The sequence below is a fragment of the Acidithiobacillus sp. HP-11 genome (genome assembly GCF_015100075.1).
Taxonomy (GTDB): domain Bacteria; phylum Pseudomonadota; class Gammaproteobacteria; order Acidithiobacillales; family Acidithiobacillaceae; genus Acidithiobacillus; species Acidithiobacillus thiooxidans.
Window position 1 is genome coordinate 1 of sequence record NZ_JACKYY010000067.1, and the last position, 10,533, is coordinate 10,533.

The 10,533-nt window shown below is 45.0% G+C and carries 11 protein-coding genes and 1 tRNA gene; 4 read left to right on the forward strand and 8 right to left on the reverse strand.

What is annotated here, in order from left to right:
* Nucleotides 1-69 precede the first annotated feature (69 nt).
* Nucleotides 70-483, reverse strand: a complete 414-nt coding sequence (locus H7F08_RS14155) for a hypothetical protein (protein ID WP_193640889.1) — start codon at nucleotides 481-483, stop codon at nucleotides 70-72.
* Between the two features lie 347 nt (nucleotides 484-830).
* Between H7F08_RS14155 and H7F08_RS14160 the strand changes: the two genes are divergently transcribed.
* Both H7F08_RS14160 and H7F08_RS14165 read left to right on the forward strand, forming a co-directional pair.
* Nucleotides 831-1,235 (forward strand): hypothetical protein, encoded by a 405-nt coding sequence (locus H7F08_RS14160; protein ID WP_193640890.1) that lies wholly within the window; start codon nucleotides 831-833, stop codon nucleotides 1,233-1,235.
* 63 nt (nucleotides 1,236-1,298) lie between these two features.
* Entirely contained in the window at nucleotides 1,299-2,075 is a 777-nt protein-coding gene (locus tag H7F08_RS14165; RefSeq protein WP_193640891.1) for a hypothetical protein, read from the forward strand.
* A gap of 68 nt (nucleotides 2,076-2,143) precedes the next feature.
* Here H7F08_RS14165 and H7F08_RS14170 read toward each other — a convergent pair whose 3' ends face one another.
* From H7F08_RS14170 to H7F08_RS14190, 5 genes are read right to left on the reverse strand one after another with little or no spacing between them, the layout of a single operon-like run.
* Entirely contained in the window at nucleotides 2,144-2,608 is a 465-nt protein-coding gene (locus H7F08_RS14170) for a hypothetical protein (RefSeq protein WP_193640892.1), read from the reverse strand.
* A 13-nt stretch (nucleotides 2,609-2,621) separates the two neighbouring features.
* Nucleotides 2,622-6,389, reverse strand: a complete 3,768-nt coding sequence (locus tag H7F08_RS14175; protein WP_193640893.1) for a PriCT-2 domain-containing protein — start codon at nucleotides 6,387-6,389, stop codon at nucleotides 2,622-2,624.
* Nucleotides 6,386-6,667: a hypothetical protein gene (locus H7F08_RS14180; protein WP_193640894.1), complete on the reverse strand. Its 282-nt coding sequence runs from the start codon at nucleotides 6,665-6,667 to the stop codon at nucleotides 6,386-6,388. The genes H7F08_RS14175 and H7F08_RS14180 overlap by 4 nt, the downstream gene beginning before the upstream one ends.
* Complete coding sequence (locus tag H7F08_RS14185; RefSeq protein ID WP_193640895.1) at nucleotides 6,664-7,542, reverse strand: sigma factor-like helix-turn-helix DNA-binding protein; 879 nt, start codon at nucleotides 7,540-7,542, stop codon at nucleotides 6,664-6,666. Before H7F08_RS14185 ends, H7F08_RS14180 begins: the two co-directional genes overlap by 4 nt.
* Nucleotides 7,539-8,081: a hypothetical protein gene (locus H7F08_RS14190; protein WP_193640896.1), complete on the reverse strand. Its 543-nt coding sequence runs from the start codon at nucleotides 8,079-8,081 to the stop codon at nucleotides 7,539-7,541. Before H7F08_RS14190 ends, H7F08_RS14185 begins: the two co-directional genes overlap by 4 nt.
* A 248-nt stretch (nucleotides 8,082-8,329) precedes the next feature.
* Between H7F08_RS14190 and H7F08_RS14195 the strand changes: the two genes are divergently transcribed.
* Together H7F08_RS14195 and H7F08_RS14200 are read left to right on the forward strand one after the other, a co-directional pair.
* Entirely contained in the window at nucleotides 8,330-8,638 is a 309-nt protein-coding gene (locus H7F08_RS14195; RefSeq protein WP_193640897.1) for a hypothetical protein, read from the forward strand.
* Between the two features lie 203 nt (nucleotides 8,639-8,841).
* Nucleotides 8,842-8,915 (forward strand) — tRNA-OTHER (locus H7F08_RS14200).
* A 179-nt stretch (nucleotides 8,916-9,094) separates the two neighbouring features.
* Here H7F08_RS14200 and H7F08_RS14205 read toward each other — a convergent pair.
* Both H7F08_RS14205 and H7F08_RS14210 read right to left on the reverse strand, forming a co-directional pair.
* Entirely contained in the window at nucleotides 9,095-9,520 is a 426-nt protein-coding gene (locus H7F08_RS14205; RefSeq protein ID WP_031575283.1) for a type II toxin-antitoxin system VapC family toxin, read from the reverse strand.
* Nucleotides 9,517-9,765 carry a type II toxin-antitoxin system Phd/YefM family antitoxin gene (locus H7F08_RS14210; protein WP_010638602.1) on the reverse strand — a complete coding sequence of 83 codons (249 nt, stop codon included), beginning with the start codon at nucleotides 9,763-9,765 and terminating at the stop codon, nucleotides 9,517-9,519. Before H7F08_RS14210 ends, H7F08_RS14205 begins: the two co-directional genes overlap by 4 nt.
* Nucleotides 9,766-10,533: the final 768 nt, after the last annotated feature.

Sequence of the window (10,533 nt, forward strand, 5' to 3'; positions counted from 1 at the left end):
TCCACGGCGGAACCAACCCCAACGCCAAGGTAAACAGCTTGTCTTCGTCCATCATTAACCTTCCCTAGATCAGCAATGCCCTAAGACTACCGTACCCTCGTATCCACTCCAAGTAGCGAGGAGCCAGGGCTTGTCCCACTTTCCAATGTTTATTGTCAAGTAATGGCCTACATCGAAATAATCTGTCATTAAATCACTGCGATCATGATTATCCAAATCAAGGGCGTCCCGTATTTTCTGGAAAAGCTCTGCAAGTTCTGGATTACTCTTGAAAAGCTCTGAAGCTCTGAAATACCGCGTCAAACTCATTTCTTTTGCGTCTGGCTTACCTGCTGCTGCCAGAATGTCAACCGGTGCGCTCTGGATAGTCATCACGATCTCTGAATGATGCCGTACGCTGAGGCTGTATTTCCAATCTTTGGGCATAAACTTTTTAAGTTCGGTGGCTATGGTTGCTTTCTTTTCCTGAGTCATGATTGCCATTTTTGAATCTCCTTGCTGTTGGTTGGTGTGCCTTGCTTCGATGGTTTTATTATATGGTACCGTGATATTAATTGCAATGCTTTATTATTGCCGTAATATCAAATAAGCACTGAAAGAATTTATGGGTGCATTAGCTAATGGCGTGATGGTTTTTTTTCATTGGCGAACCGCTTTTATAAATCGATGGGTGGCGGCTGGCTGGTGAGGGTTTACAGGGTGGAATGATGGGGCTGGATGGTAGGGATGAAACGCTTTTTGTTGATGACAGGTTTTTATGTTTTTTTTGACAGTTTGCAGTAGTAGATGAGCAGTATATTTTGTGTGTCTGATATATAAAGGGGAACGCTATGTTTTGGTTTGGAATAAATCCGAATGGTGATCGTGCAAAAATGTTTTTTTCAACAGAAATGGAATCAGGCGAAACAGAATATGCATGCGTTAATCGGTTGGCTTTGGAAGTGGCTTATGCTATTGCAGAGCCGCATTTGATTAAAACAATGCTTAAACTGATTCATGCTGCAGAACTGAACGGTTTGAATACGCATGAACAAGCGGATAAATGGTTAAGTCATCCCGCATCGCTTACACAAAGAGCGTGTGCGGAAATTATTCATAATATCACTCCGCATGGCTTAGACGATGGTACATGTAAAGGTTTTGTGGAAATACCGAATGACACGGCGATACGGTTACTGCAAAAATCCAATGCTGCGGCTGGCGATGGCGACGCTTCTATTGCATCATTTTTTTAATCTTTAAAATTTTTGACACATTACTGTAGTCAATGAGACTTACTACAGCATATGGTGGACAAAATGAACAAAATGAATATTGAAGATTATGTACCGGTTTTTCCCATGCCGAATTCTGTTGACGAATGTCAAAAAAAGGTTTCACTTACTTTACGCGCAATGCCGCGTTCACAGCAGATCAGCGATAGTCAATTGTTGTATTGGTTGGCGTATTGGTGTCACAAGCTTGGCTCGTCCATCGAAGTGTCGTATTTTACGATTGAAGATAACGGCGGAAATGGATACAGCAAGAATACTTTCGCTGTTATTGCACATTTGCCGGATGGGACGGAAATCAACTTTAGTTATGCAAAACCCATTGCTGCTTATTACCGTTTCACGAAAAAAGGGGATCGTGGCAATGCAGCATCACTTTATGAAGCACGATTGAATGACGTTATGCGCAAATCGATACGGTATCAAATTGAAATCTGGAAAAAAACAAATACCGGTTCTGGACATGTTGATCATGCCTTTCCGATTACTTTTAGTTCATTATGCAGAAGGTTTCGTTTGGAACTATCTGCGCAGGAACGATACGGCGATTCGTGGGAAGATTTTATTGATGAAGATAAAAGTTTGGAACCCGCATATATTGCGGTGGAAGATGGCGGAAAAGAAAATCATTTTGCGAATGTTTTTGTGGATGATGAAATCTGCAAAAGATGGCAGAAATTCCATCAAAAATACGCGCGGTTAAGATGGTTGTCTGATGAAAATAATTCAAAGTTCGGTGATCGTGATCCGGCTTTATACGGGTTCCATGATTTGCCTGTAGGCACACCGATTATCACTACATAAACGCTTTGCGTTTATTGCGCGGCGCAAGCGCCTTGCTTACAGTGCGCTTCGCGCCGTGCTGTTTAAAATCAATTTACTACTTTTAGGCGGTTCGGGCTTTTGACATAGCTTTTCGTGAGATTAGGGCTTCTGCTTATAAAGTCCGTGCGCTTACTTTTTGCTACATCTTCAACAACAGGGCCACGCATCCGGCGTTCCATGGCTTCCTTTTTGCGGCGGCGTCTTACAATGCCCGTTTGCATCTTAAACATGGCATTACAAAAAATCGTGAAATCGGGTGTCCCACGGATTTTTTCAAGATACTGTAACGCTAAATCCCGTTGCCATACTTTCTGTTCCAATCCCGCCAAATAATCAAGCGCATGGCGGAAATCAAACCTATTCGAAAATTCCATTTGCGGCGTAAAAATACGTTCCAGTTCACGATTCAAAACATCAATATCCCCACGCTCCTTTCGCATTAAGTCAATGACATGCGGGATGACGCGTTCCAATTCTAAATTTGTCAGATTACCTTTCTTTTCCGTGATCATGGCGTTCTCCTTTTTACCCATCCGCACCGGGCACATATTCGTCATCATCTTCTTCTTTTGTGTCATCAGATGTTTTACGCATCGGCTGTTCTTCTTCCTGTAAATAATCTGGTTCCTGCACATCGCGTTGATTCGGTAAAATTTCAACATCGTATGATGTGGTATCCTCGCTATCTTCTGCGCACAAGTCAACAATTTCCATTTCCGCATCTGAAATGGCGTCCTCTAACGTATTGTTTTCGTTAGAGTCTAGCTCGCATGACTTCGTGCGAGGTTGGTACTCTGTGTTTTCAAGTTCCGGCACTGTTTTCTGTACATGTTCCTGAACCGGCTCCGTTTTCTGCGTCTGTAAATCAGCGGATGAACCCGCATGCTCTGCAAAATGTAACCGAATTCCGGCATGTACTGTATCGCGCCATGTGGAATATTCATGATCCCATGTTCCCGCGTCGTCTGTGAACAAGGTACCTTCTAACCCATTGTTTTCGTTAGATTCCAGCCCACTTAAAGTTGTGCGAGGTTGGTATATATATATATACGCATCCCGCACAACTTTAGATGATTTAGACTTGTTTGTAATCAATGACTTACACAACTGTTCCGTAAATTCGCGCACGGTTTCACGGGTGATCTGTTTTCCTGCAGCAATAGCGGCTTGGGCGGCGGTAGTCATCATCTTCTGCCTTTTTGCACTATGCAAAGCGGCCACTTCATAACCGGCCAAACCCTTCACGAGTCGGGCATAAGTCGGCCTGATACCGTGTTCTGCGAGGCCGGTAACAGGGTATCCGCCAACCTGCCAAATCGTCATTCTCTGCGACTGGCAAACCGCACGGCTGCGGCCTGCAGCCTGTATGCGTTGATTCGATACCTTACGCAAAATCCATTCACGCACTTCTGGCTGTTCGGGAAGTCTCCCTTGTGAAATTTGAGCATGGTTTCCAGTGTTTACTTCGCAATTATCGATCCATTTGTTATCCGGCAACGGCAAATCCTTACCGCCACCCAACAAACGCAAAGCAGCCCGATGATCCGCATATTCCTGCAATCTCACACTATCCGGTGTCGGCATTTGTCCCCAGATTATGCCATCACGCCCATTCCACTCATCGTGAGCCGCATCGTGCCATCCAAACCATCCAATGCCACAAATAATGCTTAAATCCCACAATTCATTTTTCGGCATAAACCGCAAATCGTTTTCATCGATTTTTTCAAGCTCTCCAATCATAAATAAAGCTAAAGTTTTTCTGCAAATAATGTAACTTTTGCGCTTCGTTTGCGCTTCTAAATTTTTTTGCGTTTCAAGTAAATCTTTCATCTCTTTTTCGAGTGATTTTTCATCTTTTTTTGCGGCAATAAACCAACGCGGATCAATGACATAATCCAAATTTGGCGCGGCAACAATGTTTTTAATTTCTGATGAAATAGATTGCGCTGTACTGTCTAAAGTGGCGTCAAGAATAACAATTGGAATTCCCTTTTTGCCCGCATGTTCTAAAATCGGATGCAAATATGTTACATGCAGTTGTCCGTCAACTAACGACAAACTACCCGCCCTGATGCCATCTTTTATTGCAGATAATGCCCGCAAAGGCGTTTGCACTAAATCAAGCCATTGTTTCCATTCCGGCTTTTCCCACGGTGCTACACCGCGATCATCTGTCATAAGTGATAAATGATCAACAATATCTTTCATGTCAAATTTAATATCTTGATATTCACCAGCGGGCGCGGTTCCGGCTTGTTTTCCCATTTTTTCGGCAATTTCCGCAAAGATATTTGATGCTGTTTCCAGCATTTCTTTTTCTTTATCTTTTGAACCGTCATCGGGCATTTTTTTTTGCAAACCTTGCAACCGTTCAATGTATTTGCGAATCTCTTTTACGCTCAAAAATTGTGAATGGCTCCACGCAAGGCTTTCATCAACAATTAAAACGTCCACATCTTCCCGTGACATATCTACCATGTCGATCAAGGCCAAACCGGACGATGTGACGACACGAATTGTATATTTTTGCGATTCAGCGGCATGATCAAACCAGCCGCATGGTTCAACATTTTTTAATTCAGGTTTTTCTTTGAAAAACTTGATCACCTTTTCGGACGGTTCAGTTTTTTCTTTTTTAGCCTTTTCCAGCATGTAAACATTGCCGTGTTCACAATGCCCGCCTATGCACATTTGCTGTAACCGTTGTTCTTTTTCGCCCAATCTCTGAACATTCCCGCCTTCATCGGCTTTCGGACAATGCCATTGATCGGCAAACCCATTTTTAGAGTTTTCCCGTCCATGCCGCCAAAACGCACCCTCTTTTTCGTACTGTCCGCATTGTTTTTTGTCTTTGGCGATGATGACAACTTTCTTCTTAGATTTGCGGATTTTATCAAAAAGCATTTTTAGCGTAGTAGTTTTGCCGGTACCTACCGTTATTTGTGCAGACGACACGGTAAACGGCTTGTGATCAAGAATTACAGATTCCAGATATTTTTCAGTTTGATCACGGGCTTCGTCAATGCAAACCGATTTTGCCAGCTTTTGATGCTGATCCGCTGGTAAAATTTTGACAGGAAAGGGTAAATCAATGTAAACAGGCTTACCATTCCATCCGTATTGTTTTGCATAAAAATAAACGGTTTTAACAGTAACAGCGCCGCGATCAAAAGAAAGCCATTTTGCGCGTAATGCTTGGGTACCGGGGTAATTGTTTCCTTTTTTACTCCAATTGTCCCAAATTGTGAAACCCGCATCACCAAAACTGGTTTTTAACCCCATGCCTATTTTAATCCAAATGTTATATTCTACCTCTGGACTGACATACAAAAGAGCGCCCATGATACGGGCGGCTGTGTGCGGCGTTAATGGCTCAACCGGTGCAATATACACGGGTTTTTGAGAACGTTCACGTTTCGTTATTGCTGGATTTTGTCTATTTTCTTTTGATTTGGATTTGTCCGGTTTAGTCTTCACCCCTTTTGCTTTAGCAACCAGCGCATGAAATTTTTCCCATTCATCCGGCGTTAAATCTACCTCTGATAATTTCAGCGCATCACCAGCAAAATATTGGAAAGGTGGCCTGCGTTGTTCCAACCCTGTACCACACGCAGCGCCAGATTCAAAAAACAAGCGCTCCGGTTGCCATACAGTGTTGTCAATTAATGATTTTTCAGTGCGTTTACCATCGACTGTTTTACCAATGTAACCAAATCCGTTTAACCAGAGCCGCGCATTAAGTGCTTCACCGATTGCTGTAATATCTGCGGCATTTTCTGCGCGGATGAGAATATGCAAACCACCCACGCCTTTCATACAGGTATTATCACTTTTACGATATATATATGATGATGCACTAGAAATCACCAGTTTTTCCGCTTTGGTAACTGCCGGACAAACTTTATCCAAGGTTTGTAAAACTTCGTCCATGGACAACGGTGTTTCCTCTTTCGGCGGATCATAATCTACGAGAAACAAGCCTTGTGCATTTTCTTTAAACTCAAAAAAATCACGAGAGCGTGCAATATTTTTGCCATCTTTCTGATATTTTTTGGTGGTAATTGCATGGCGCGTACCGTCATTTTTAACCGTACCGTAGGCCATTGCTTGTTTCGTGTGCATGGATTGGATAATAGGGATAAGCTCTTGCAAATTTTCAATTTCAACGCGTTCAGCAAAACCGGAATACATTTTGCCGCCTTTGATTTTTTCAAGGCCATTTCCGCGTAAACGGAAACCTTTAGATATTACTTTGTTTGATGTGATGCGGGTAAAAGCAATTTTGCTCATGCTTCCCCCCTTTTTACATCAATTTCCATGTCATCGAGGGCTTCTACATCAATATCCACATGATATTTTTTTGCATCCATCCGCTCGATTTCGCGGTGCATCAAAAGCGCTTCACCAATTTTCGTGATTTTACGACGCGGCATGTACTGCGGTTCGCGTGCGTCAAAACCTTTCAAATACGCTTGCGTGCGGGATAATAAATCCCGCGATTTTTGGTTAAGATCGCGGCGGGTAAAAACCGTTTGTACTTTAGATGGATTGGAAAGTGCGTTGCTCATGGCTGCACCTCCCCATCATCCCCATCTAAATTCCATCCGAGCTGTCCGTCTTTTTCCAAAACAACCGGCGCGGGGGCATCTTTACCCGTTAAATTGTCTAAATTGCAATGTTTATCCGCCCATTCTTTGCGTTCTTTTGCTGCATGCATAACCGGACACATGCGATCAAATGCGGCATAAATGGCGCTGCGGGTTTTGCCAACATGCGCGGCAATTTCTGCGATTGAAAGCCCTTTATCGAACCGCAATTCCAGAATGTTTTTATCGCGTGGTTTAACAGAATGTTTAAGCTCAAGCGCTTCATCGATGCGCCGATCATCTTCTGAACCTTCTTCTTGGCCGGGTGCAAGTTTTTCATCGGACAGAGCATCACGGCATTTTTCTGCGAGATTAGCCATTTCATCATCCAACCCTCCGGCTGATGCAGAAAGCATTTCAGCGCTTTCTAAACTCATTCCCAACGCGTGCGTTTCGCGGAATGCCCGATTTGCTTCACCGCGTGCTAAAACGGCAGCGCGTGGATGATCAAGGGTTAAACCCCACTTTTGAATACGCTGTAATGCCAGCCAACAGTCGGTAATGTTGACGCCTACCCTTTCGGAAAACGCCTGCATTTCCAAAGCGCGAGGGCTTTCAAGTGTGGCTGCGCGACGCTTTGCGTGACGTTCTTCATCTGCTGCGGATGGCAAAAGACAATCGCGGGCAGCAATAATGCCGCGCATGGCTTCTGTATCACCACCACGATCAGGATGATACATGGCCGCTGCATTATGAAAAGCTGATTGAATCTGTTCGGGGGAAGGTTTGGCGTTGCGCGAGAAACCCAAAATTTCAAGAGCATCGCTATTTTGCAAATGGATGGTTGCGCGGCTCATTTCGCACCCCCCTTTGCAGCCATAGCAGCGGCAATACGGGGGCGGCCTGCTTTACGCTTCGGTGCAACAGGCGCGAGTTTTTGCGTGTGTTTGGGACGGCTATTTAGCCATGCTTGAACTGCTTGAATCGTCCATCGCGGCCCACGGGCATGCGGGATTTGGATTGATTCAGGTAATTCGTGGGGGGTGTTGCTGTATGTATTTTGAAGTGTTTTTTTGGAAATGCAGAGTAAATCTGCAAGACTGCTTTGATCTAAAAGTTGAAGGGGATGTTGCTGTGGGTTTCGCTCCGGTTCCGGTTCAGGTTCAGAATTGCCATCACCTGATGCTGCGGATGAACGACTACCTTCCGCGCGTTGTTTGTGCCCTGTTTTGCGTGGTGCGGGTGCTGTTGTGCGAATGACTTTTTTAAGCGGAATTACGCGGGTGCGCTCTACTAAGTAGCCGTCATCATAATAAAAATCTTTGTCGAATTCATGCTGTAATCTTGCTTCGTGATAGTTTGCTGCTTCGAGTGTTTTGTAACAAGTAAGTCCCATCGGTATATCTCCTTGTGCATTAACCCCATCCTTTTTTATACACAGACGATGAGCTGGGATTTACTACTCATCTTCTACTGTCTAGTATAGCCAGCTTCTCAACACATTGCAAGCATTTTTTGCATCAAATCAACACTTTCAAGCGTTCTCTGTCATTCCCTACCGTCCCCGTTTTAATCGTATTGACTTCTTAAAAACCCTCTATTTACTGGCGTTCGGCGTGTTTTATTATGCGGATTGATGGATAAATGGGGCGGTTGCAAGTGGCGATGGGCGGGAATGGCAAGTGGTGGCAAGTGGATGGCAAGTCACCTGTGGATAAAACGGATACTTGGCATGTGGCGCTGTGGATAAAAACTGAAAGATTTTGTAAGTGGTTGATTGGTAATGAATATGATTTGATGATGTGGATGTGGTTAGGTGTGTCAAGGGGCGGTTTCAATGTTAAAAAGCGGAATGGAATCAATGGACTGGCTATGTTGTCCACAAGTGGGGGCGGTTGGGTTTGGGATTTGAACATTCCGAAGAATTCTGCGGAAGGTTGGGCGGCGCGTTGATGATGGTACATGGTGTTAAAGTCGCGCGTTGTTTGGCGGCGGCGGATCATTCAATGTGCAACTGACTTTCATGTTCCGTGCAACGGAATGTGTAAATCAGATTGGGAATGACAGGGAATATTAGGGAATGATGATTGATTGTAAATCTTATAAGCAATTGTTTTGCAAATATTATCCATCGCAAGCTATTGAACGAAAAAGAGGCAAAAATAGGCACAACTGGATTTAGGTTCCAGCGCCGCACGGCGTGGGAGTTCGAGTCTCCCCTTTCGCACCAAATTCAGGGTTAGCCGCGCCAGTCAAAAAACTGCCCGCCCTCAGAGCGTCATATACCAGGACGAAGCGCGCTTTGGGCGGATCAGTCTATGCGGACGTATCTCCCTCAGGATGGACGTAGGATTTGCTGGCCCAGTCCATAACTCACTTTTTCAGAAGTACCCTTGGATGTAATCCATCTCAGGAGATGTCCATATTTGATAGGCCAGCAATTTTCGCTGCCTTCGCCAGATCATTATCCAGCGTAGCCAAGGGCAAGCCTTTGCGCAAAGCCAATTCCAAATAGGCGGCGTCGTAGGAAGACAACTTGAAGCGTCTGGCTAGATTTAAAGTGTCGCTCAAAGCGTGCGTCACCATCGCTTGATCTGTCACGATGTTGAGCCGCTCCAGGATGGCAATGAAATATCGCGAGTTCACCTCGGTGACTATACCCTTGGACTCTAACTTGGCGATGACATTAGCCACTTCAAGCGACCATAATGGGGGTACCAGAGCCTGCGATTCCTTCAGTCTCCTGAGAACCGCACGGGCATAATCAACACCCGCCGGATTAGTTTCAGGCACCAACCAGAGCATGGCGACAGAAGCATCCAGAACAATACTCACGCACGACCCTCGTTGATGAGCGCCTTAACATCAACGGCACCAACCAGGTTGTTATTGGTCTGCATAAAGGAGAGCATATCATCGACAGCGGTCACGGTATCCTGATGCAAATTGCATTCTGCGGGCACAAGATCAGCTACGGCCTCGCCACGTAAAGTAATGGTGTAGCGGTTACCAGCCTGGACGCCGCGCAGCAACTCCGGCAGTTTTGTCTTTGCTTCATAGGATCCGACTTCGATGTTCATGAAAAACCTCCCGCGAATACAGACCAGCATATAGACTGGTCGTTTTTATTGCAACTTACAGACAAGTTAAGTAAAGGGAATCTCGAATAACAAAATTTCGCGAAGCAAGACTAACAGGGCCTTAGCTCGACTGCATACATTACTTTGTGGTGACGGGGTACCAACAGGAGGTTTTTGGAGTTCACTTGGGCGAGTTTTGGGCAAAGTGCCAGAAATCAGTGTGCAACCAGCACTGCAATTCATTTATTTGCTGGAGGTTGAGTTGATCAGACCAGCGGGTTGTCAATCCGATGGTCTGAATAATAGTCGTTACAGAGTAACGAAAAGGCGCGACTGGTCACGTGTTCTCAAAACCTGCCATGTAGAGCATGAAATCAAGCCTGAACCGTCGCCTCGCCCGCGATCTGGAAATTGATTTAGCCGGAGCCGTCCTGGCGGAAGATTTACTGGAAAGCTTGCGACATTAGTTTCGACCCAGGCGGAATAACTCAGAAGGCAGAACATGACCCAACATGGCAAGAACAATCAATACTAAACCCCATTGTGCCAATGTGCCTGGAAGCGCCTCACCCAGCCAAAATATCGATCCTAAAACCGCAAACAATACTGGCTCCTCGCTACTTGGAGTGGATACGAGGGTACGGTAGTCTTAGGGCATTGCTGATCTAGGGAAGGTTAATGATGGACGAAGACAAGCTGTTTACCTTGGCGTTGGGGTTGGTTCCGCCGTGGATGGTGGACGATGTGACTTTCAAGCTGGAGGAGAAG

Excerpts from the sequence above, each read along its gene's own strand:
- H7F08_RS14165 (WP_193640891.1), top strand. The coding sequence starts at position 1,299 with ATGAACAAAATGAATATTGAAGATTATGTACCGGTTTTTCCCATGCCG.
- H7F08_RS14210 (WP_010638602.1), bottom strand. The coding sequence starts at position 9,765 with ATGAACATCGAAGTCGGATCCTATGAAGCAAAGACAAAACTGCCGGAG.
- H7F08_RS14175 (WP_193640893.1), bottom strand. The coding sequence starts at position 6,389 with ATGAGCAAAATTGCTTTTACCCGCATCACATCAAACAAAGTAATATCT.
- H7F08_RS14180 (WP_193640894.1), bottom strand. The coding sequence starts at position 6,667 with ATGAGCAACGCACTTTCCAATCCATCTAAAGTACAAACGGTTTTTACC.
- H7F08_RS14195 (WP_193640897.1), top strand. The coding sequence starts at position 8,330 with ATGGGGCGGTTGCAAGTGGCGATGGGCGGGAATGGCAAGTGGTGGCAA.
- H7F08_RS14155 (WP_193640889.1), bottom strand. The coding sequence starts at position 483 with ATGGCAATCATGACTCAGGAAAAGAAAGCAACCATAGCCACCGAACTT.
- H7F08_RS14160 (WP_193640890.1), top strand. The coding sequence starts at position 831 with ATGTTTTGGTTTGGAATAAATCCGAATGGTGATCGTGCAAAAATGTTT.
- H7F08_RS14170 (WP_193640892.1), bottom strand. The coding sequence starts at position 2,608 with ATGATCACGGAAAAGAAAGGTAATCTGACAAATTTAGAATTGGAACGC.
- H7F08_RS14185 (WP_193640895.1), bottom strand. The coding sequence starts at position 7,542 with ATGAGCCGCGCAACCATCCATTTGCAAAATAGCGATGCTCTTGAAATT.
- H7F08_RS14190 (WP_193640896.1), bottom strand. The coding sequence starts at position 8,081 with ATGGGACTTACTTGTTACAAAACACTCGAAGCAGCAAACTATCACGAA.